This is a genomic window from Kitasatospora sp. NPDC048239 (assembly GCF_043202015.1).
Lineage (GTDB): Bacteria > Actinomycetota > Actinomycetes > Streptomycetales > Streptomycetaceae > Kitasatospora.
The window spans coordinates 165,251-186,679 of the sequence record NZ_JBICZP010000001.1; the positions used below are offsets into that span (position 1 = coordinate 165,251).

Here is a 21,429-nt window from a genome sequence, read left to right on the forward strand (position 1 = left end):
ACCCGGCGGGTTCTCCGGGGTCAGCCGATGGAGCGGGGGAGCCGGGTGGTCAGGTAGAAGATGGTGAAAGAGCCCAGCAGCTGGATGCCCAGGACGAGGGCGAGGGCGCGGTCCATGCCCAGGCCGGGGGCGAGCGCCAGGTAGAGGGTGCCCAGGGTGGCGACGCCCAGCGCGAGGCTGGCCTGCTGGCTGGTGGCGAGGACGCCGCTGCCGACGCCCGCCCGCTCGGCGGGGACCTTGGAGAGGACCACCCGGAACAGCGGGGTGCCGATCAGGCCCTGGCCGATGCCCGCGAGGGCGACGCCCGGGGCCATCCGCAGCGGGGAGAAGTGCGCCCAGTCGGCGAGCACGGTGAGGGCCAGGGTGGTCAGGCCCAGGGCCTGGACGACGGCGCCGGCGGTCAGCACCCGGCTGCCGAACCGGCCGATCAGACGGGGGCCGGACAGCGAGGCCGCGAAGTAGCCGACGGCCATCGGGACGAGCGCCCAGCCGGCCGCCACCGGTCCCAGGTGCAGGCCCTGCTGGAGGGCGACCGCCACCACGAACATGAAGCCGCCGAAGCCGCCGAAGTACGGCAGGGCGATGCCCAGTCCGCGCCGCATCTCGGGGATCCGCAGCAGGGACGGCGGCACCAGCGGGGTGTCGCCCCGGCGCTCGGCGCGGTACTCGACCACGGCGAAGGCGGTGGCGAAGACGGGGAACAGCGCCAGCAGCAGCCAGGACCAGAGCGGCCAGCCGGCGGCGCGGCCCTCCATCAGCGGGAGCAGCAGGGACAGCAGTGCGGCGGTGAGCAGGACGGTGCCGGGCACGTCGACCCGGGCGGCCTTCGGGGCGCGGCTCTCCGGCACGTACCGGACGGCGAGCACCAGGGCGAGCAGCGCGAACGGGACGTTCAGCAGGAAGACCGAGCGCCAGCCGGTGCCGAACAGGTCGGCGGCCACCAGCATCCCGCCGAGGACCTGGCCGATCACCACCGAGATGCCGCCCACCGCGCCGTAGACGCTGAGCGCGCGGCCGCGCCGGGCGCCGTGGGTGGCGGCGGTGATGGTGCCGAGCACCTGCGGGATCAGCAGGGCGGCCGAGGCGCCCTGGGCGGCCCGGGCGGCGACCAGCGACCAGGCGCCGGGGGCGAGCCCGCAGGCGAGCGAGGTCAGCGCGAAGGCGGCGGCGCCGACGACGAACAGCCGCCGCCGGCCGAAGTTGTCGCCGAGCCGGCCGCCCAGCACCAGCAGGACGGCGAACGCGATGCCGTACCCGGCGGCGACCAGCTCCAGCACGGCGGGGCCGGCGGCCAGGTCGTGGTCGATGGTCGGCAGCGCCACGTTGACGATGAAGAAGTCGAGCATCGGCAGGAACGCCCCGAGCAGGACGGTGACGAGCCCGGCGGTGCTGAGCGCGGCCGCACCGGGCGAAGCGGCGGCAGCCGAAGCAGTGTCAGTTGAAGCGGTGTCGGACGAGGCGGCACCGGCGGATACGGCACCGGGCGGGACGGGGAGCGGAGCGGCGCCAGGGGTGGCGGCGGCCGGTCCGGCAGGGCGGGGGGCCAGGGCGACGGTGGTCTTGGGGGCGGCGAGTTGTCGGGTCACGGTCCTACGATCGGGCCGTCGCTACCCGGGTACCAGAGTGTGGTTATCCAGGTATAAGAAGTACCTGGAAACAGGGTTCCGGGTGCCCCATGCTGGGGTGATGAGCCTGACCACCGCCGCCGCGGGCACCGCCCCCGTCCGCACCCCCGCCGCGAACCCCGCGGCCGCTCCCGCCGCGAACCCCGCGGTCGCCCCCGCCGAGGCCCGGCGGCACGAGCTGGCCGCCTTCCTGCGCAGCCGCCGCGAGCGGATCGCACCCGAGCAGGTCGGCCTGCCGCCGACCGGCCGCCGCCGCACCCCGGGCCTGCGCCGCGAGGAGGTGGCGCAGCTCGCCTCGGTCGGGGTCACCTGGTACACCTGGCTCGAACAGGGGCGGGGCATCCAGGTCTCCACCCAGGTACTGGACGCGGTGGCCCGCGCCCTGCTGCTCGACCCGAGCGAGCGGGCGCACCTGTTCACCCTGGCCGGCGCGGACGACCCCGCCCCGGTGGTCGAGTGCCCGACGGTCACCCCGGCGGTCCGGCTGGTGCTGGACCAGATGTCCCCGTACCCGGCCGGGGTGGTCAACACCCGCTACGACGTCCTGGCGTACAACGCGCAGTTCACCGGGATCGTCGGCGACCTGGCCGCGCTGCCGTTCGAGGACCGCAACATGATGTGGCTGGCGTTCACGCCCTCGCGGTTCCGCGAGGTGCTGGTGGACCACGAGAGCGAGCGCGACCTGATGGTGGCCAGGTTCCGTTCGGCGATGGCCGACCACAGCGCCGAACCGGCCTGGAAGACGCTGCTCGGCCGGCTGCGCAAGGCGTCGCCGGACTTCGAGGCGGCCTGGCAGCGGCACGACGTCCAGCGGCCGGGCAACGGGCTCAAGCGCTTCCACGTCCCGGGCGTCGGCGTGCTGCGCTGCAACTACACCAGCTTCTGGCTCGGCCCGCGGCAGGGCTCCCGGATGATCGCGTACACCCCGCGGGACGAGGAGACCAGGGCGCTGATGGGGCGGCTGCCCGGTCAGCTCTGAGCGGACCGGGTACCGCGGGCGAGCGCCAGGCACAGGACGGCCAGCGGGAGTTCCACACCCAGGGCCATCACCAGGGCGGCGAGCAGCGGCAGGCCGGAGCCGGCGGTGCCGATGTCGGCCAGCGCGTCGCCGGCCAGCAGCAGCGCGATCGCGGCGGCGGGGAGGTGGACGGCCGGGCTGCGGCGGCGCAGCAGCGCGTCCAGCCAGAGCAGGGCGGCCAGTTCGAACAGGTCCAGGACGACCCAGGCGGTCTCGTGGCAGACGGCCAGCACCGCCAGCCACGGCAGCAGTGCCAGCGCCGCCAGCGCCGGCACCCGCTCGGCGCGGGTGAGACGGCGGGTGAGAGCGCGGGTGAGAGGAGCAGGGGCAGCCGGCGCGAAGGCGCCCGGCCGGGCGGTCGGGCCCGGTCGGACCGCGAGGACGGCGGTGCTCACGCGGCGCCCCCCAGCACCTCGGAGGCCGACCCGACGGCCCGGCCGGACGGCCGCCGCAGCCGCCCGAGCGACTGCCGCTCACACCCGCCCGGGTACTCCACCAGGACGCCGTCGAACGGGCCCGCCGCCCAGGCCAGCCAGAACTCCCCGGCCACCGTGAGGACGTCGGCCCCGGTGACGCGGGCCGGGCGGCCCGGCCAGCGCAACCGCCCGGCGGTGAACCCCACGACGGGCGGCCGACCGTCCTGCGGCAGCCGGCCCCAGGCCAGCGCGTACGCCTGCGCCCGCCCGCCGTCGACCGCACCGCGCCGGGCGCCGCGCAGCAACTGCGGGGTCAGCCGGGCGGCGACCAGGACGTCGACCAGTTCGCCGTGCTCGTACACCTCCATCGCGGCCCGGCTGCGGCCCGCCCGCACGTTGCGCACCGACCACGGCCCGCACGGGCCGACCGGCAGCAGGTCGTCGGCGCCCGCGCTCGCGGGGAACCGCGGCGAGGCGGGCCTGCCGGGCGGCGGGGTGGCGGAGTGCGATGCGGTGCTCGTCATACCGTCAAGACTTCCGTCCGGAGCGGCCGGTGTCGGTAGTGCGCCGCACCGAGTCGGGGGTGTACCCAGCTACACCCCCGGCCTGCACACCCCTTCATGGTGGTGGTCGATCACCGCGCTCTACGCTGTCGGTCATGCCCTCCACCACGCTGCGCCGCGCGCTCGCCAGGAGCGCCGGGCGGCCGCCGTGGTCGGCCGGCGCGTGGCGCGACACCCGCTTCATAGCCGCCGGCATCCCGATGGCCCTGCCGGTCTGGACGGCCCTCGCCACCTCCAAGGCCCTCCTCCCGCTGCTCGGCCTGGTCCTGCTCGGCCTGCGCGTGCTGACGATGGCCCAGCGCGGCCGGCTGCGCGCCCTGCGCGGGGTCGAGGTGCCGCCGCTGCTGCGGTCCACCGACATCCCGGCCGGCCTGCTGACCAGGCTGCGCACGGGCGTGAACTGGCGGATGGTCGCCTACCACCTGCTGGTCGCCCCGCTGCTCGCGGCCGGCGCGGCGGTGGTGCTCTACGCCTGGGGCGCGGGCCTGGCGATGTCCACCGTGTTCGGCTGGGCCTGGACGATGCCGCACTCCAGCCCGGTGCGTGAGCTGTGGCTGGTGCTGGACATCCCGCTCACCCTCGTCGGCGCCCTGCTGCTGTTCGCCGCACCCTGGGCGGCGGCCCTGCTGGCCGGGCTGGAGGAGGGCGCGGCCCGTCGGCTGCTCGGCCCGGGCCGCACGGAGGCCCTGGAGCGCCGGGTCGAGGAGATCGCCGAGAGCCGGGCCGGCCTGGTCGACGCCGTCGACGCCGAGCGCCGCCGGATCGAACGCGACCTGCACGACGGCGCCCAGCAGCGGCTCACCTCGCTCGCGATGAACCTGGGCCTGGCCCGGCGCACCCTCAAGGACCTCCCGCCCGAGGCCCTGCAGGTGATCGTGGACGCGCACGAGGAGGCCCAGGCCGCCATCGACGAGCTGCGCGACCTGGTCCGCGGCCTGCACCCGGCCGTCCTGGAGGACCGCGGCCTGGACGCGGCGCTGTCCGGGATCGCCGCCCGCTCCCCGCTGCCGGTGCGCCTGGACGTCCATCTCGTCGAGCCGATCGCCCCGACCGTCGAGGCGGTCGCCTACTTCACCGTCTCCGAGGCGCTGACCAACGTCGCCAAGCACGCCGGGGCCTCCCGGGTCGTCCTCTCGGTGCGGACGGCCGGCGGCCGGCTGAGCCTGGTCATCAGCGACGACGGCAGGGGAGGCGCGGACCCGGCCCGGGGCACCGGGCTGACCGGCCTGCGCAAGCGCGCCGCCTCGGTCGACGGCACGCTGTCCGTTCTCAGCCCCCTCGGGGGGCCCACCACCATCACCGTGGAGTTGCCGTGCGCGCTGTGATCGCCGAGGACTCGGTCCTGCTCAGGGTAGGACTGGTCAAGGTCCTGGAGGCGGTGGGCTTCGAGGTGGTCGCCGCGGTCGGCGACGCCGAGGAGCTGCTCGCCGCCGTGGAGGAGCACCGGCCGAAGGTCGTGGTGGCGGACGTCCGGATGCCGCCCGGCTACACCGACGAGGGGGTCCGGGCCGCGCTGCTGATCCGCCGGCAGTGGCCGGAGGTGGCGGTGCTGCTGCTCTCCCAGTACGTCGAGGAGCGCTACGCCGCCGACCTGCTGGCCACCAACACCAGCGGCGTCGGCTACCTGCTCAAGCAGCGGGTGGCCAACGTGGACGACTTCGTGGACGCCCTGCAGCGGGTCGCCGAGGGCGGCACCGCGCTGGACCCGGAGGTGGTCGCCCAGTTGCTGGTCCGCCGCCACCGGGACCCGCTGGAGAAGCTGACCCCGCGCGAGCGGGACGTGCTCGGCCTGATGGCCGAAGGCCGCTCCAACGCCGCGATCGCCACCGCCCTGGTGGTCAGCGACAGCGCGGTGGCCAAGCACATCAGCTCCATCTTCACCAAGCTCGACCTGCCGCCGGCCGACGACAGCCACCGCCGGGTGCTGGCGGTGCTGCGGTTCCTGGAGGTCGGGTAGCGGTGCGGGGGGCTCGTGCGTGGCGGATCACCGGGACGCTCGCCCTGGTGGTCGCGGTGTCGTTCGGCGCCGTACAGACCTGGGCGGTGGTGGTGCAGCAGAAGGCGGTGTCCTCGCGGACGTACCACGTCGGGGTGACCAGGGTGCAGCTGGACACCGGCAGCGCGGCGGTCCGGATCAGGCCGGGCCGGGACGGGCGGGTGCTGGTCCGCCAGGACCTGGACTGGACGGTGCGCAGGCCGGTCGTCTCGACCGTGTTCGAGGGCGACGTGCTGATCGTCCGGATGCGCTGCAACCAGGTGCTGCCGGTCGCGGACTTCGGCTGCGGCGCGTCCTTCGACCTGGAGGTGCCGGCGGCGGCCTCGGTGACGGGCAAGGGCTCCTCGGGCAGCGTCGCCGTCCGGGGCCTGAGCGGTGACGTCCGGCTGGAGGCCACCTCCGGGGCGGTCGAGCTGGCCGACCTCTCCGGGCAGGTGTCGGTGCGCACCACCTCCGGAGAGGTGAGGGGCGGGGGCCTGGCCTCCTCCCGGGTGGAGGTGGGCACCACCTCGGGCGAGGTCCGGCTGACCTTCGCACAGCAGCCGAAGGCGGTGGACATCGGCGTCACCTCCGGTGCCCTGTCGCTCGTCCTTCCCGCGCAGACGAAGTACAACTTCACCGGGGCCGCCGGCTCCTTCTTCGGGAACACCGGCTCGGGCAACCGCCACATCGACACCGACCTGGTCGACCCGACCAGTGCGAACACCGTCCGGCTCTCGGCCGGCTCCGGGTCGGTGATCGTCAGCGCGGCGGACGACTGAGCGGTCGGGGGCGGAGCGGTCGCGGCAGAGCGGCCGGGGCCGGGACGGGCGGCCGGGGCCGGGCGATCGGGGCCCTGCGCCGGGTGGGGGACAATGGAGAGTCCCCAGCCCCCGTTCCCGAGGTCAGCCGCGCATGACAGCCACGCCCGCCACCACCGCGACCGGCACCGCGTCCGGCGCCGCGACCACCACCGCGTCCGCCGCCGCGACCAGCGCCGGGTTCGCGCCGCTGAACATCGGCCCGATGCAGGTGTGGCCGCCCGTCGTGCTGGCACCGATGGCCGGCATCACCAACGCGCCCTTCCGCACCCTGTGCCGCGAGCAGAGCGGCGGCAAGGGCCTGTACGTGAGCGAGATGATCACGACCCGGGCCCTGGTCGAGCGCAACGCCAAGACCATGCAGCTGATCAGGTTCGACCCGAGCGAGAAGCCCCGCTCGATCCAGCTGTACGGGGTGGACCCGGTGACCGTCGGCAAGGCCGCCCGGATGATCGCGGACGAGGGCCTGGCCGACCACATCGACCTCAACTTCGGCTGCCCCGTCCCGAAGGTGACCCGCAAGGGCGGCGGCTCGGCGCTGCCGTACAAGCGCAACCTGCTGCGCGAGATCCTGCGCGAGGCCGTGGCCAACGCGGGGGACCTCCCGGTCACCATGAAGATGCGCAAGGGCATCGACGACGACCACCTCACCTATCTGGACGCCGGCCGGATCGGCGCCGAGGAGGGCGTGTCCGCGATCGCCCTGCACGGCCGCACCGCCGCCCAGCACTACGGCGGCACCGCCGACTGGTCGGCGATCGCCCGGCTCCGCGAGTCCGTCCCGGCGCACATCCCGGTACTCGGCAACGGGGACATCTGGTCGGCGGAGGACGCCGTGCGGATGATGCGCGAGACCGGCTGCGACGGCGTGGTGGTCGGTCGCGGCTGCCTGGGCCGGCCGTGGCTGTTCAAGGACCTGGTCGCGATCTTCGAGGGCGAGGTCGACCACGCCCGCCCGAGCTTCGCCGACGTCGCCCGGGCGATGGTGCGCCACGCGCAGCTGCTCGGCGAGTGGATGGGGGACGAGGTGCGCGGCGTGGTCGACTTCCGCAAGCACGTCGCCTGGTACACCAAGGGCTTCTCGGTCGGCTCCGAGCTCCGGGTCCGGCTGGCCAACTCCTCCTCGTTGGCCGAACTGGCCGAAACCCTGTCCATGGTGGAGCAGTCCCAGCTCTGGCCGGCGGGCGCGGACGGCCCGCGCGGGCGGACCGCGGGCAACAACCGGGTGGTTCTGCCCGAGGGCTGGTTGGACGATCCGTATGACTGCGCTCTGCCGAGCTCTGACGCCGAATCGGACACCTCCGGCGGATGATCTGTCCGTAGCGGCAAAAATGCCCGCGCGGGGTCGACTGCCACCCCGTCCCAGCCCTCTTGTCCCATCTGGACAAGAGGGCTCCTTTTCGGCGCAGCGATGTCACGGAACGGGCACGTTTCTGGACGGAGTGCGACGATTGGCCGAGGCGGCCTACGTTCAGCCACTGGGATGCGCTGGTGACTCTTGCCACATACGCTGGCGACTGACACCCACTCAGAGGACGAAATGGACAGGTCGGCGCTGAATCGCTTCCCGAAGGGGATCGGTGCGGATCGGCCGGTCCGGGTGCAGGAAATCAAGCCGGGGCAACACGGCGGGCGCACGACCGCTACCCTCCGTCCCCCTTATGTGATCTTCCGGTTTCCTCGCGTTCAAGAGTTGAACACTAGCTAGCGTCATCCGGACGATTTCACCAACAGAGGTGAACGCCTTTACGTGCATTAGATCTGTCGGGTTACCGCCGGGTACGGGGGGCGTACGCCCTATTGGCGGCGCGGAAGTGCCTTCGAAATGGGTATGTTCTCCGGCGTCAGGGCAACCGTGTGCGAGGAGACCGACCCGTGCCGTCCCAGCAGAAGTTTGTTTACTCCTTCACCGAAGGAAACAAGGACCTCAAGGATCTTCTTGGCGGCAAGGGCGCGAACCTGGCCGAGATGACCAACCTGGGCCTCCCCGTCCCTCCGGGGTTCACCATCACCACCGAGGCCTGCAAGGTCTTCCTGGAGACCGGTAGCGAGCCCGCCTCGCTGCACAAGGAGATCAGCGCCCACCTGGAAGCCCTTGAGCAGGAGATGGGCAAGAAGCTCGGCCAGGCGGACAACCCGCTGCTGGTGTCCGTGCGCTCCGGTGCCAAGTTCTCCATGCCCGGCATGATGGACACCGTCCTGAACATCGGCCTCTCGGACGTCTCGGTGACCGGTCTGGTCGCCCAGTCCGGCAACGAGCGCTTCGCCTGGGACTCCTACCGCCGCCTGGTCCAGATGTTCGGCAAGACCGTGCTGGGCGTCGACGGCGAGCTGTTCGAGGAGGCCCTGGACGAGGCCAAGCACGCCAAGGGCACCACCAACGACCTGGACCTGGACGCTTCCGACCTCCGGGAACTGGTCGAGGTGTTCAAGGGCATCGTCCAGCGCGAGACCGGCCGGGACTTCCCGCAGGACCCGCGCGAGCAGATGGACCTCGCCGTCCACGCCGTCTTCCACTCCTGGAACGGCGACCGGGCCCGCCTGTACCGCCGCCAGGAGCGCATCCCGAACGACCTGGGCACGGCGGTCAACGTCTGCACCATGGTGTTCGGCAACCTCGGCGAGGACTCCGGCACCGGTGTCGCCTTCACCCGCGACCCCTCCACCGGTGCCGTCGGCGTCTACGGCGACTACCTGTCCAACGCCCAGGGCGAGGACGTCGTCGCCGGCATCCGCAACACCCTGCAGCTCGCCGACCTCGAGCAGCTCGACAAGAAGTCGTACGACGAGCTGATGGCGATCATGCTGAAGCTCGAGAACCACTACCGCGACCTCTGCGACATCGAGTTCACCATCGAGCGCGGCAAGCTCTGGATGCTCCAGACCCGGATCGGCAAGCGCACCGCCGCCGCCGCCTTCCGGATCGCCGTGCAGCTGGTCGACCAGGGTCTGATCGACCTGGACGAGGCCCTGATGCGGGTCACCGGCGGCCAGCTCTCGCAGCTGATGTTCCCGCGCTTCGCCCCGGACTCCACCTCCAAGCAGATCGCCTGGGGCCTGGCCGCCTCGCCCGGCGCCGCGATCGGCAAGATCGTCTTCGACTCCTACACCGCGGTGAAGTGGTCGCGCTCCGGCGAGAAGGTCATCCTGGTCCGCCGCGAGACCAACCCGGACGACCTGGACGGCATGATCGCCGCCGAGGGCATCCTCACCTCGCGCGGCGGCAAGACCTCGCACGCCGCCGTCGTCGCCCGCGGCATGGGCAAGACCTGTGTCTGCGGTGCCGAGGAGCTGGAGGTCGACACCAAGCGCCGCCGGATGACCACCTCCGACGGCCTGGTGCTGGAGGAGGGCGACGTCGTCTCCATCGACGGCGCCACCGGCAAGGTCTACCTGGGCGAGGTACCCGTCCTGCCGTCCCCGGTGGTCGAGTACTTCGAGGGCACCCTGCACGCGGGCGCCGACGTCCAGGGCGGCCTGGTCCAGGCCGTGCACCGGCTGATGTCGCACGCCGACGTCCGCCGCCGGCTCGCGGTGCGCGCCAACGCGGACAACTCCGAGGACGGCGGGCGCGCCCGCCGCTACGGCGCCCAGGGCATCGGCCTCTGCCGCACCGAGCACATGTTCCTCGGCGAGGAGCGCCGCAAGGAGGTCGAGCACCTCATCCTGGCGGACAACGACAAGGACCGGGAGCTCGCCCTGTCCACCCTGCTGCCGCTGCAGAAGGGTGACTTCCTGGAGCTCTTCCAGGCGATGGACGGGCTGCCGGTGACGGTGCGCCTGCTCGACCCGCCGCTGCACGAGTTCCTGCCCGACATCACCGAGCTGTCGGTGCGCGTCGCCCTCGCCGAGGCCCGCAAGGACCCGAACGAGAACGACCTGCGGCTGCTCCAGGCCGTGCACAAGCTGCACGAGCAGAACCCGATGCTGGGTCTGCGCGGGGTGCGCCTCGGCCTGGTCATCCCCGGCCTGTTCGGCATGCAGGTCCGCGCCATCGCCGAGGCCGCCGCCGAGCGCCGGCTGGCCGGCGGGGACCCGCGCCCCGAGGTGATGATCCCGCTGGTCGGCACCGTCCAGGAGCTGGAGCTGGTCCGCGACGAGTGCGAGCGGGTGCTCGCCGAGGTCGCCCAGTCCACCGGCGTCCAGCTGGACATCAAGCTCGGCACCATGATCGAGCTGCCGCGTGCCGCCGTGACGGCGGGCCAGATCGCCGAGGCCGCCGAGTTCTTCTCCTTCGGCACCAACGACCTCACCCAGACGGTCTGGGGCTTCTCCCGGGACGACGTGGAGGCCTCCTTCTTCACGGCCTACCTGGAGAAGGGCATCTTCGGGGTCTCCCCGTTCGAGACCATCGACCGGGACGGCGTCGGCGCGCTGGTCAAGCACGCCGTCGAGGCCGGCCGGGCCACCCGCCCCGACCTCAAGCTCGGCGTCTGCGGCGAGCACGGCGGCGACCCGGAGTCGGTGCACTTCTTCCACGAGGTGGGGCTGGACTACGTCTCCTGCTCCCCCTTCCGGATCCCGGTGGCGCGCCTGGAGGCAGGCCGCGCCGCCATCGAGACGGCGGGCAGCGACTCGCGCTGACGGCGGCAGCCCTCCCGACCAGGCATCGGCCGGGAGGGCCCGCCCCAGCGCGGTCCCATCGCTGACCGCACCCCTCCCACCGGGAGGGCGTACACCGGAGCTCGGCGCAGGAGAACCGGCGTACGTAACGCAGCCGGGGCGGGGACGGACAATGGCGTCCGTCCCCGCCCCGGACGCATGTCCGCACGCGGCCGGGTGTGGCGACGACCACCCGCGCGGTTGCCGGGCCGCACCCGGGGCGGCTGCGAAGCTGGGCCCATGACCAGCAGAAACCGCCTCTACGCCGTTGTGGCCGTCCTGCTCTGCGTACTCGCCGCGGCGGCCGGGTACCTGCTCTCCGACAACGGATCGAGCCACTCCGGGGCCGCCGCCTCGTCCGCTCCGACGGCCTCCGCCGCCTCCGCGGGCTCGGCGGTGCCGAAGCCCAGCGCCCCGAAGCCGAGCGCCCCGAAGTCCTCCCCGCCGGCCGGCGCCGTCGTCTGGGTGCCCACCGACCCCGCGCTGGCCGACGTCTGCCGCACCGGCCTGCCCGGCCAGGCCCTCGACACCCTCGGCCTGATCGCCAGGGGCGGCCCGTACCCGTACCGCTCGGACGGCATCGTCTTCGAGAACCGCGAGAACCGCCTTCCGCGCAAGGCCACCGGCTACTACCACGAGTACACCGTCGTCACCCCCGGCTCGAACGACCGCGGCGCCCGCCGGGTGGTCACCGGCACCTCCGGCGAGCAGTACTGGACGGCCGACCACTACGCCTCGTTCCAGGAGATCGACCCCCGCTGCTGAGCGTCCGGCGCCGCCCGCCCGGCGGGGCCGGCCGGGCAGGCCCTGGTCGCTCACCGGGCGCGGCGCCAGGTGAGGCGGGCGTGCGGTCCGTGCGGGCCGGTGGCGAGGAGGGTGTGCAGCTCGTGCAGCACGGGGGCCGGATCGCGCCGCAGCTGGGTCGGGGTGGTGCGGACCACCGGGAGCCCGGCGGCGGTGAGGCGGTTGGCCCGGGCGAGGCCGTTCTCGTGGTCGGCCGGGCGCAGGTGCCAGGCCCGGGAGTCGATCTCCAGGGCCACGCAGGCGTGCGGCCAGTAGGCGTCCGGGACGGCGAGGAAGCGGCCGTCCAGGTGCAGGACCGGGTTCCACAGCGGCTCGGGCAGGCCGGACTCGCGCACCAGCTCGCGGGCCTCGCCCTCGACCACCGACCGCACCCCGGCCGCCAGCTCCTCCACCACCCGGGCGACCGGGGGCAGCGCCAGGGCGCCCGGCCGGGCGAGCAACTGCTCCATCAGTTCGCCGAGTTCGCAGTGCCGCCGCTGTACCGCCTCCGCACACAGCGCCCGGAACCGGCGCTGCCCGGCGCCCCGGGGCGCCAGGTCGGCCAGCGCCCGGGCGACCGTGGTGCTCCACAGCCCGTCGTCCCGCTCGAAGCCGGCCGGCATCGGGCCGGCGGCCCGGTGGATCCGGACGAAGGCCCGGTCCGCGACCCGGCGGGCGCCGGGGATCAGCACGTCGACCTCCGCCAGGTCGGCGGGGTGTCCCGCACTGGGCAGTCCGGCGTGGGCCAGCACCGCCACCCCGGTCAGCAGCACCTCCCCGGCCCGTGCCGCCCGGCCCTTGGGGGCCGCGTAGGACAGGGCCGCCCGCAGCCGCTGATGGGCGGTCAGCCGGCCGTTCTGCAGGTGGATCACCCGGGGCAGCACCTGCTGCCAGGGCCCGCCCGGTCGCAGCCGGTGGGCGATCGTGCCGGACGGCACACCGAGCTGGCGCAGCTGCGCGCGGGTGGCGATGTGCTGCTGGTCGGCGCCGAGCAGCAGCAGCGGGTCGATCCGGTCGACACGATCGGGACGGGTCATGTCGCGGTAGTGCCCACCCGGGTCGGATGTATGCGAAACATCGCCCGTGGGGGGACGGGCGACAAGGATGTTGACGAGCCGCCGGGCGGTGCGGCGGGCCGGGGCCGACCTCCGCCCGACCTCGCCAGGACACCCGGAGCCGCCGCCACCGGTGGAGCGGGAGCGACCCTCAGGCCGTGATCAGCCGGCCGCCGCCGTGTCTAAGGCACTCCTGGTTGATCGCCCGGTCCGGGGCGCTCGGCGAGGTGGCGGCGGCGATCCGCAGCTCGATGATGTCCCGCACGGCGGGCCACTCCGAGTCGAGGATCGAGTAGAACGCGGTGGAGCGCACCACCCCGTCCAGGCCCCGCGAGTGCGCCCGGCGGACGCCCTCGGAGGTCGCGCCGAGGCGCTCGATGGCGGCCCGGGAGCGCAGGTTGCGGGCGTCGGCGCGCAGCGAGATCCGCTGCACCCCCCACTCCTCGAAGGCGTACCGCAGCATCAGCAGCTTGGCCTCGGTGTTGATGCCGGTGCCCTGGGCGCGCGGGGAGAGCCAGGTGTTGCCGATCTCGGCGGCGTCCGGCACCGCGGTGGCCGGATCGCCGAACGGCACCCCGGGCACCGGCGGCCAGACCACCGGGCCCTGCCAGTAGTCGAGTTCCAGGAACCGGGTGGAGCCGACCACCCGGCCGTCGGCGGCACTCACCGTCGCGAACGGCAGCGACCGGCCCGCGGCCTGGTCGGCGAGGGCGCGCGAGATGTAGTCGCGGGCCGCTTCCAGGCCGTGCGGGACGGGGGTGAAGGCGTAGGTCGTACGGTCCTCGGCGCCGGCCCCGGCAAGGGCCTCGGCGTGGTGCGCGGCGAGGGGCTCCAGCCGCACGGTGCGGCCGGTGAGGATGACAGGTACGGGCACGGAACCTTCGGTCCTTCGGCGGTCGGAGGATGCCTTCCGCGCCGGGGTTGCGGCGTGGGCGGCTCTGGACGTTCGCCCCGCCCGGACTCCGCCGCCGGGTACCCGTGCAGGCCGGAGGTCCGGTGCACGGGGCGGGGGCGGCGGCCCGGAGGCGGGCACGCGGTGCCGGAACGGACACGGGTCCACGGACCGGTCCGGCGGGATGAGCGAGGGGACAGTGTGCGTCCGCGAAATGGCCGAAGAGGAAACGAGAGCGCGAAGGGAAGCAGGCGGCCAGGTGAAGGCAAGATGCGTCGTGGGTGGCTGGCCGAGCACCGGGCCGGGACGTGATCGACGGCGTTACGGACGACGTGACGACGACGCGACGATGCGAGGCAGCGAGAGGACGATACCCGCCAGAAGGCGGTGCGTCACTTCGCGGCACACGAATGGGCGCGCGGGTCTCCCCGGCGCCTGCCCGGAAGGGCCGCCGAACGCCTGTGACCAGCGGATTTCCCGCCGAGTGCGATCATGGTCGGGGAGCCCTTCCAGCGGGGCTCCGGGCGGTCGCCGGGGCGCGGCCGCGACGATGGCCGGCGGTGCCGGGAATTCCGGCGGGGCCGGGCACGCTGGACGAGAGGAACGCAGGTGACGAGTAGAGATCGGGGTTGGGTGCGCGGTGCGTGATCCCCAGGCGCTGTACGAGCTGGATCAGCAGGGTGTGGACGCCGTGGCCGCGGCGAACGCCGCATTGGGCGACACCGGCGCCGGCCTGGTCCTGCTCCACCACTTCGAGGGCTTCATGGACGCCGGCGAGGCCGGCGGCCAGGTGGTGGCCCACCTCTTGGAGGAGGGCGAGCCCCAGGTGGTGGCCCGCTTCGACCACGACCGGCTGGTCGACTACCGGGCCCGCCGGCCCGCGATGGTCTTCGACCGCGAGCACTGGTCCACCTACGAGCCGCCGGAGATCCTCCTGCAGCTCGTCCACGACGCGGCCGGCTCGCCGTTCCTGCTGCTCAGCGGGCCCGAGCCGGACGTCGAGTGGGAGCGCTTCATCGCCGCCGTCCGCGAGCTGGTCGAGCGCTTCGAGGTGCGGCTGACGCTCGACTTCCACGGCATCCCGATGGGCGTGCCGCACACCCGCCCGGTCGGCCTGACCCCGCACGGGACGAGGCTGGACCTCGCCGCCGGGTACCCGCAGTGGTTCGAGCAGGCCCAGGTGCCGGGCAGCGCCCAGGCGCTGCTGGAGTACCGGCTCGCCGAGGCCGGGCACGACGTCCTCGGTTTCGCCGTGCACGTGCCGCACTACGTGGCGCGCTCGGAGTACCCGGCCGCGGCGGTGCTGATCCTGGAGGCGGTGCAGTCGGCGACCGGCCTGGTGCTGCCGGGGATGCGGCTGCGCGAGCGGGTCGGCGAGGTGTACGCCGACATCGAGGAGCAGCTGGCCCAGGGGGACGGCGAGCTGCGCTCGGCGATCCGGGGGATGGAGGGCCAGTACGACGCGGTCGCGGGCGCCGAGGGCCGGGAGAGCCTGCTGGCCGAGCCGGTCGACCTGCCGTCCGCGGACGAGCTGGGCCGGCGTTTCGAGGAGTTCCTGGCCGAGCACGAGCGCGGACCGGAGTAGGCGCCGGCCCGGAGCAGGACGGGGCCGGGTCAAGGCCTGGTCGGGGCGGGGTCAAGGCCCGGAAAATTTCCCGGGGGTCGGGAGTCATCGGGCAGCGTCGTTCGTTGGGCGGGAGGTGCCCGGGGGACGGGCCGCCGTCCGGAGAACACTTCTGATACTCCTACCCCCGGGGGGACTTCGTGCTGATGCCCAGGCGCTCGACCGCCGTAATGACGGCCGGGCTGGCCGCCCTGCTGCTGGCCGGCTGCACCGGCCAGGGCGACGCGGACGGCGGTCAGGCCAAGGGCTTCGGCGGCGCCCTGCCGGGCCGCACCTCGACCGGCCCGACGCCGACCCCGACCCCGCCCCCGACCGGGCCGTACGTCGCGCTGGGGGACTCCTACACGGCGGGCCTGAAGCTCGGTCCGCAGGTGGGGGAGCCGAAGGGCTGCTCCCGTTCCGCCGTCAACTACCCGTCCCTGGTGGCCAAGGCGCTCGGCCTGGCGCAGGAGCAGTTCCGCGACGTCAGCTGCAGCGGCGCCCGTACCGGCGACCTGACGGGCGCCCAGCAGACCGACGGCGGGGTGGCCAACCCGCCGCAGCTGGACGCGCTCTCCCCGGCCACCCGCCTGGTGACCGTGGGGATCGGCGGCAACGACGCCGGGTTCATGGAGGTCGTCGGCCAGTGCGCCAAGGAGAACCTGGTGGACGCGGTGAAGGGCCTGGTCGGCTCCGGCCGCGCGGCGGCGCCCTGCCGGGACCACTACTCCGCGGGAGCCGGCGCGGACCAGGTGCAGCGCAAGGTGGACGCGGCCGGTGAGCGGCTGGGCCAGGTGCTGCAGGAGATCAGGCGCCGCTCCCCGCAGGCCCGGGTCTACGTGGTCGGCTACCCGGGGCTGCTCCCCGCCGACCCGGGCGGCTGCGCGCCGGTGCTCGGCGCCGCCGTGGCCGCCGCCGACCTGGGCTTCCTGGTCGAGAAGGAACAGCAGCTGAACGCGATGCTCCGACGCCGGGCGGAGACGGCCGGCGCGGTCTTCGTGGACGCCGCCGCGCCCTCGGTCGGCCACGACATGTGCGCGGGCGAGGCCGCCCGCTGGGTCGAGCCGCCGTTCCCGGCCCCCGGCCTGGCGGCCATCCACCCCAACGCCCAGGGGCAGCAGGGCCTGGCCGCCGCCGTCCTGAAGGCCGTCCGGGGTTAGGGCGGGCCCCGGGCCCAGGGCGCCCGCCGCCAGCGCCGCCGCCCGGGCCCCCGCCGGCGTACGGCCAAGGGTTCACGCCCCGGCCCGCGCCCCTTCGCGCGCGGCTCACCTCGGGTGTCGGAGCCTCGGCGTACCGTGATTGGCATATGGACGACACCGCGCACCGCCCCACCGCCGCCCCGACCCCGTACGACCACGCCGCCGAGGCCCGCTGGGTGCCCGAACCGGACAAGCGCCCCGGCCGGACGGCGTTCCAGCGCGACCGCGCCCGCGTGCTCCACTCCGCCGCCCTGCGCCGCCTCGCCGGCACCACCCAGGTGGTCGCCCCGATGCGCAGCGACTTCCCCCGTACGCGGCTGACCCACTCGCTCGAATGCGCCCAGGTCGGCCGGGAGTTGGGTGCGGCACTGGGCTGCGACCCGGACCTCGTCGAGACCGCCTGCCTGGCCCACGACATCGGCCACCCGCCGTTCGGCCACACCGGCGAGGAGGCGCTCGACCAGGCCGCCGAGTCCTGCGGCGGCTTCGAGGGCAACGCCCAGTCGCTGCGCATCCTCACCCGGCTGGAGCCCAAGCGCTTCGCCCCGCAGGACGAGCAGCCGGCCCGGCTCGCGCCCTGGCCCGGCCGCAGTGTCGGCCTCAACCTCTCCCGCGCCGCGCTGGACGCCGCCACCAAGTACCCGTGGAGCCGGGGCTCCCACCCCACCGACCCGGCCTCGCCCAAGTACGGCGTCTACGCCGACGACCTGCCGGTCTTCCGCTGGCTGCGGGCCGGCTCCCCGACCGGGCGCAAGTGCTTCGAGGCCACCGTCATGGACTGGTCCGACGACGTCGCCTACTCCACCCACGACGTCGAGGACGGCCTCCAGGCCGGCCACATCGACCCGGCCGCACTGCGCGCCCCGAGCGAGCGCGCCGAGCTGTTCAAGGTCGCCGAGCGCTATGCCCCGGACGCCGAGCCCGAGGAGCTGGACGCCGCCCTGGACCGGCTGCTCGCCCAGGAGTGGTGGCCCCGCTCGTACGACGGCTCGGCCCGCGCCCGGGCCGGGCTGAAGGACCTCACCAGCCAGCTGATCGGCCGCTTCTGCCTGGGCGCCGAGCAGGCCACCCGGGCCCGCTACGGCCCTGGCCGGCTCACCCGGTACGGGGCCGAGCTGGTGGTGCCGCGCGACGTCCGGCTGGAGTGCGCGGTGCTCAAGGCGGTCGCCGTCCGGTACGTGATGCAGCGCGACGAGCAGGCCCAGCTGCGGGCCCGCCAGCGGATCGTGATCGCCGAGCTGGCCTACGTGCTCACCCAGCGCGCCCCCGAGGGGCTGGACCCGGTCTTCGCCGCGCTCTACGAGGAGGCCGAGGACGACTGCGCGGCCCTGCGGGCGGTGATCGACCAGATCGCCACCCTCACCGACGCCTCCGCCCTGGCCCTGCACGCCAGGCTGGTCGGCGCGGCCTGGACGTGACGGTCCCCGCCGGGCGGGGCGGAAAGGCCCGGCGGGAGGCCTGACGGGAAGGCCCGGCGGAGAGCCACCGGAAAGCCCGGCGGGAAAGCCCGGGGGGAAACGATTCCCGGCACCGTAGACTTCCTGGGTGGCCGGGCGGATCAGGGACGAAGACGTGCAGGCGGTGCGCAGCGCACTGCCCATCGACGTGGTGGTCGGCGACTACGTACAGCTCACCAACGGTGGCGGTGGCGAGTACAAGGGCGTCTGCCCCTTCCACGATGAGAAGTCCGCCTCCTTCTACGTGAACCCCGCCAAGGGCGTCTTCCACTGCTTCGGCTGCCAGGAGAACGGCGACACCATCGCCTTCCTGATGAAGATCGAGCACTTCACCTTCGCCGAGGCCGTCGAGCGGATGGCCGCCCAGGCCAACATCACCCTGCGCTACGAGGAGGGCGGCTACAGCCCCCGTCACCAGCAGGGCGAGCGCACCCGCCTGGTCGAGGCGCACAAGGTGGCGGCCGCCTACTACCAGGAGCAGCTGGGCTCGCCGGAGGCGGAGATCGGCCGCCGCTTCCTCGCCGAGCGAGGCTTCGACGAGCAGGCGGCGCAGACCTTCGGCGTCGGCTACGCGCCGGTCGGCTGGGAGCACCTGGTGCGCTACCTGCGCGGCAAGGGCTTCAGCGACAAGGAGATCCTGCTCGGCGGCCTCGCCTCGCAGGGCCAGCGCGGCGGCCTGATCGACCGCTTCCGGGGCCGGCTGGTCTGGCCGATCCGGGACATCGCGGGCGAGGTGGTCGGCTTCGGCGCCCGCCGCCTGCGCGAGGACGACAACGGCCCGAAGTACCTCAACACCCCCGAGACGCCGATCTACAAGAAGTCCCACGTGCTCTACGGCATCGACCTGGCGAAGAAGGACATCGCCAAGTCGGGCCGGGCCGTGGTGGTCGAGGGCTACACCGACGTGATGGCCTGCCACCTGGCGGGCGTCACCTCGGCGGTGGCCACCTGCGGCACCGCGTTCGCCGAGGACCACATCAAGATCATCCGCCGGCTGCTGATGGACACCTCCCAGTACCGCGGTGAGACGGTCTTCACCTTCGACGGCGACGCGGCCGGCCAGAAGGCCGCGCTCCGGGCCTTCGAGGACGACCAGAAGTTCGCCGCCAAGACCTCCATCGCGGTCAGCCCCGGCGGCATGGACCCGTGCGACCTGCGGCTGGCCCAGGGCGACGAGGCGGTCCGCGCGCTGGTCGAGAACTCCGTCCCGCTCTTCGAGTTCGCGCTCCGGACGGCGGTCGCGCAGCACCGGGTGGAGACGCCCGAGGGACAGGCGGCCGCCATGGAGGCCGCGGCGCCGATCGTCGCCAAGATCAAGGACCAGTCCGTCCGCCACGGCTACGCGGTCCGACTGGCCGGACTGCTGGGGGTGACCCCGGGCGACGAGCAGTTCGTCGTCCGGCGGATCACCCAGCTGGCCCGCTGGGACCGCGAGCGCCAGCAGAACCCGCGCGCCGCCCAGCCGCGCCGCCCCGAGCCGGCCCAGCCCGTCCAGCAGGCCCGCCCGGTGTTCCGGCTCAACCCGCGCGACCCGGCCCAGTTCGTCGAGCGCGAGCTGCTCAAGCTGGCCCTGCAGCACCCGGAGCTGGTCGCCCCGGCCTTCGACCACTACGCCGAGGACGAGTTCCCGACCCCGCCGTACACGGCCGTGCGCCGTGCCATCGGCCAGGCCGGCGGCGCCGCGTACGGGGCCACCCTGGCCGACTTCACCAGTACGGTGCGCGAGGCCTGTCCGGACGACCAGGTGCGCTCGCTGGTCACCGAGCTGACCGTGGAGCCGGTGCGCTCGCGCCGCAAGGTGGACGCGGTCTACGCGGGGGAGTTCCTGGTCAAGCTGCGCCTGCTGGCGGTGGACCGACGGGTCGACGAGGTCCGCGCCCACCTGCAGCGGCTCGGCACCCGGGCCTCGGCCGAGGAGCAGCACGCGGTGCAGTCCGAGCTGTGGCAGCTCCAGCAGTACGGGCAGGGCCTGCGCAGCCGGGGCGCCGCCGGGCTGTAGGCCGCGGCCGGCCGAGCAGTCGGGGCCCTCGGCCCGGCAGGCGGTGGGCGGCAGAAAGTCCGCGCACGAGTCTCGGCCACGGAGCGTGGTGTGCCGCACACTGGAGGGCGTCCCACCTCCGTACAGCGCGGGTCCGCCAGAGTCGCGCCCGCCCCGAGGGATGCCCGTGGACCGAGGCCTTGCCGCCACCCCCCGCCCCACCACCGACCCGCTCGCCCCCGATGACGCCCCCGCCGGCGCCCCCGAGGATCGCGACGACGACCACGGCCGGGCCCAGGCCCCGCCACCGGACGGCGCCCGGGTGCCCGTGCAGGGCCACCCCCAGGCCCTGGACGACAGCGCCCTGGACGCCGAGGACGCCGAGGACGCCGAGGCACCGGACACGGAGGACGCCGACGGCGCCGACGACGGCCCGGACACCCCGCGCACCCCGGACCGCTCGGACGGCTCGGACCGCTCTGACCGCGAGGCGGTCGGACCCGCCGGGGTGACCGGCCCGGCGGCCGACCTGCTCCGCCAGTACCTGCGCGAGATCGGCCGGATCCGGCTGCTCAACGCCGCCGAGGAGGTGGAGCTGGCCCGCCAGATCGAGGCCGGCCTCTTCGCCGAGGAGCAGCTGAACCGCGCGTCGGCCCCACCCGACCCGCTGGCCGGCGAGCTGGACACCCTGGTGGTGATCGGCCGGATCGCCAAACGGCGACTGATCGAGGCCAACCTGCGGCTGGTGGTCTCGGTCGCCAAACGCTACGTCGGCCGCGGGCTGACCCTGCTGGACCTCGTCCAGGAGGGCAACCTCGGCCTGATCCGGGCGGTGGAGAAGTTCGACTACGCCCGCGGGTACAAGTTCTCCACCTATGCCACCTGGTGGATCCGGCAGGCGATGAGCCGCGCGCTGGCCGACCAGGCCCGGACGATCCGGGTGCCGGTGCACGTCGTCGAGCTGATCAACCGGGTGATCCGGGTGCAGCGCTCACTGCTCCAGGAGCGCGGTACCGAACCCGGCGCGGCCGACATCGCCGCCGCCCTGGAGCTCACCGAGGAGCGGGTGCGCGAGCTGTTGCGGCTGGCGCAGGAGCCGATCTCGCTGCACACCCCGGTGGGGGAGGAGGACGATGTCGCGCTCGGCGACCTGATCGAGGACGCCGACGCCGCGTCACCCGCCGAGTCGGCGACCTTCCTGCTGCTGCGTCAGCACCTGGAGGCGGTGCTGGCCACCCTCGGCGAGCGCGAGCGCCAGGTCGTCCAGCTCCGCTACGGCCTGGACGACGGGCGCCCGCGCACCCTGGAGGAGATCGGCGGCCTGTTCGGGGTGACCCGCGAGCGGATCCGCCAGATCGAGTCCAAGACCCTGGTCAAGCTCCGCGACCACGCCTTCGCCGCCCAGCTGCGCGGGTACCTCGACTAGGGCCGGGCAGGCCCTG

At 74.0% G+C, this 21,429-nt stretch carries 17 protein-coding genes; 12 read left to right on the top strand and 5 right to left on the bottom strand.

The window, feature by feature from the left end:
* Window positions 1-20: 20 nt before the first annotated feature.
* Window positions 21-1,586, bottom strand: a complete 1,566-nt coding sequence (locus ACGFZP_RS00725; protein WP_392927156.1) for an MFS transporter — start codon at window positions 1,584-1,586, stop codon at window positions 21-23.
* Between the two features lie 100 nt (window positions 1,587-1,686).
* Here ACGFZP_RS00725 and ACGFZP_RS00730 point away from each other — a divergent pair, with 100 nt between their 5' ends.
* Window positions 1,687-2,604: a helix-turn-helix transcriptional regulator gene (locus ACGFZP_RS00730; RefSeq protein WP_392927159.1), complete on the top strand. Its 918-nt coding sequence runs from the start codon at window positions 1,687-1,689 to the stop codon at window positions 2,602-2,604.
* Here the strand turns inward: ACGFZP_RS00730 and ACGFZP_RS00735 are convergent.
* Together ACGFZP_RS00735 and ACGFZP_RS00740 are read right to left on the bottom strand one after the other, a co-directional pair.
* Entirely contained in the window at window positions 2,595-3,038 is a 444-nt protein-coding gene (locus ACGFZP_RS00735) for a hypothetical protein (RefSeq protein WP_392927162.1), read from the bottom strand. The two genes, ACGFZP_RS00730 and ACGFZP_RS00735, sit on opposite strands and share 10 nt — an antisense overlap.
* The gene (locus ACGFZP_RS00740) at window positions 3,035-3,583 is read right to left on the bottom strand and encodes a hypothetical protein (protein ID WP_392927165.1); all 549 of its coding nucleotides are present in this window, start codon (window positions 3,581-3,583) and stop codon (window positions 3,035-3,037) included. Before ACGFZP_RS00740 ends, ACGFZP_RS00735 begins: the two co-directional genes overlap by 4 nt.
* Before the next feature lie 134 nt (window positions 3,584-3,717).
* On the opposite strand from ACGFZP_RS00740, the gene ACGFZP_RS00745 reads away from it, so the two are divergent.
* From ACGFZP_RS00745 to ACGFZP_RS00770, 6 genes are all read left to right on the top strand, one after another.
* Complete coding sequence (locus ACGFZP_RS00745) at window positions 3,718-4,947, top strand: sensor histidine kinase (RefSeq protein ID WP_392927167.1); 1,230 nt, start codon at window positions 3,718-3,720, stop codon at window positions 4,945-4,947.
* A complete protein-coding gene (locus ACGFZP_RS00750) occupies window positions 4,935-5,579 on the top strand; it encodes a response regulator (RefSeq protein ID WP_392927170.1) in 645 nt (214 codons plus the stop codon). Before ACGFZP_RS00745 ends, ACGFZP_RS00750 begins: the two co-directional genes overlap by 13 nt.
* Window positions 5,580-5,581: 2 nt before the next feature.
* Window positions 5,582-6,379: a DUF4097 family beta strand repeat-containing protein gene (locus ACGFZP_RS00755; protein WP_392927173.1), complete on the top strand. Its 798-nt coding sequence runs from the start codon at window positions 5,582-5,584 to the stop codon at window positions 6,377-6,379.
* Between the two features lie 244 nt (window positions 6,380-6,623).
* Window positions 6,624-7,730, top strand: coding sequence for a tRNA dihydrouridine synthase DusB (gene dusB, locus ACGFZP_RS00760; RefSeq protein WP_392928282.1), 1,107 nt, complete (start codon window positions 6,624-6,626; stop codon window positions 7,728-7,730).
* Window positions 7,731-8,293: 563 nt separating this feature from the next.
* Window positions 8,294-11,002, top strand: coding sequence for a pyruvate, phosphate dikinase (gene ppdK / locus ACGFZP_RS00765; protein WP_392927176.1), 2,709 nt, complete (start codon window positions 8,294-8,296; stop codon window positions 11,000-11,002).
* Between the two features lie 258 nt (window positions 11,003-11,260).
* The gene (locus tag ACGFZP_RS00770; protein ID WP_392927179.1) at window positions 11,261-11,785 is read left to right on the top strand and encodes a ribonuclease domain-containing protein; all 525 of its coding nucleotides are present in this window, start codon (window positions 11,261-11,263) and stop codon (window positions 11,783-11,785) included.
* 50 nt (window positions 11,786-11,835) lie between these two features.
* On the opposite strand, the gene ACGFZP_RS00775 is transcribed toward ACGFZP_RS00770, so the two are convergent.
* Together ACGFZP_RS00775 and ACGFZP_RS00780 are read right to left on the bottom strand one after the other, a co-directional pair.
* On the bottom strand, window positions 11,836-12,840 hold the full coding sequence (locus ACGFZP_RS00775) for a hypothetical protein (RefSeq protein ID WP_392927182.1): 1,005 nt from the start codon (window positions 12,838-12,840) through the stop codon (window positions 11,836-11,838).
* A 169-nt stretch (window positions 12,841-13,009) separates the two neighbouring features.
* Complete coding sequence (locus ACGFZP_RS00780; protein ID WP_392927185.1) at window positions 13,010-13,732, bottom strand: GNAT family N-acetyltransferase; 723 nt, start codon at window positions 13,730-13,732, stop codon at window positions 13,010-13,012.
* Window positions 13,733-14,390: 658 nt separating this feature from the next.
* Here ACGFZP_RS00780 and ACGFZP_RS00785 point away from each other — a divergent pair.
* The 5 genes from ACGFZP_RS00785 to ACGFZP_RS00805 all read left to right on the top strand — a co-directional run bounded on the left by ACGFZP_RS00785 (window position 14,391) and on the right by ACGFZP_RS00805 (window position 21,413).
* The gene (locus ACGFZP_RS00785) at window positions 14,391-15,335 is read left to right on the top strand and encodes a PAC2 family protein (protein WP_392927188.1); all 945 of its coding nucleotides are present in this window, start codon (window positions 14,391-14,393) and stop codon (window positions 15,333-15,335) included.
* A gap of 185 nt (window positions 15,336-15,520) precedes the next feature.
* A complete protein-coding gene (locus ACGFZP_RS00790; RefSeq protein ID WP_392927191.1) occupies window positions 15,521-16,513 on the top strand; it encodes an SGNH/GDSL hydrolase family protein in 993 nt (330 codons plus the stop codon).
* A gap of 146 nt (window positions 16,514-16,659) precedes the next feature.
* Entirely contained in the window at window positions 16,660-17,970 is a 1,311-nt protein-coding gene (locus tag ACGFZP_RS00795; protein WP_392927193.1) for a deoxyguanosinetriphosphate triphosphohydrolase, read from the top strand.
* Between the two features lie 127 nt (window positions 17,971-18,097).
* Complete coding sequence (gene dnaG / locus ACGFZP_RS00800) at window positions 18,098-20,008, top strand: DNA primase (protein WP_392927196.1); 1,911 nt, start codon at window positions 18,098-18,100, stop codon at window positions 20,006-20,008.
* A 160-nt stretch (window positions 20,009-20,168) separates the two neighbouring features.
* The gene (locus tag ACGFZP_RS00805; protein WP_392927199.1) at window positions 20,169-21,413 is read left to right on the top strand and encodes an RNA polymerase sigma factor; all 1,245 of its coding nucleotides are present in this window, start codon (window positions 20,169-20,171) and stop codon (window positions 21,411-21,413) included.
* The last annotated feature ends 16 nt before the right edge of the window (window positions 21,414-21,429 follow it).

What these genes read in the sequence shown, in the direction of transcription:
- ACGFZP_RS00730 (WP_392927159.1), top strand. Translation starts at nt 1,687, where the DNA reads ATGAGCCTGACCACCGCCGCCGCGGGCACCGCCCCCGTCCGCACCCCC.
- ACGFZP_RS00740 (WP_392927165.1), bottom strand. Translation starts at nt 3,583, where the DNA reads ATGACGAGCACCGCATCGCACTCCGCCACCCCGCCGCCCGGCAGGCCC.
- ACGFZP_RS00745 (WP_392927167.1), top strand. Translation starts at nt 3,718, where the DNA reads ATGCCCTCCACCACGCTGCGCCGCGCGCTCGCCAGGAGCGCCGGGCGG.
- dusB (WP_392928282.1), top strand. Translation starts at nt 6,624, where the DNA reads ATGCAGGTGTGGCCGCCCGTCGTGCTGGCACCGATGGCCGGCATCACC.
- ACGFZP_RS00770 (WP_392927179.1), top strand. Translation starts at nt 11,261, where the DNA reads ATGACCAGCAGAAACCGCCTCTACGCCGTTGTGGCCGTCCTGCTCTGC.
- ACGFZP_RS00775 (WP_392927182.1), bottom strand. Translation starts at nt 12,840, where the DNA reads ATGACCCGTCCCGATCGTGTCGACCGGATCGACCCGCTGCTGCTGCTC.
- ACGFZP_RS00790 (WP_392927191.1), top strand. Translation starts at nt 15,521, where the DNA reads ATGCCCAGGCGCTCGACCGCCGTAATGACGGCCGGGCTGGCCGCCCTG.
- ACGFZP_RS00795 (WP_392927193.1), top strand. Translation starts at nt 16,660, where the DNA reads ATGGACGACACCGCGCACCGCCCCACCGCCGCCCCGACCCCGTACGAC.
- ACGFZP_RS00805 (WP_392927199.1), top strand. Translation starts at nt 20,169, where the DNA reads ATGCCCGTGGACCGAGGCCTTGCCGCCACCCCCCGCCCCACCACCGAC.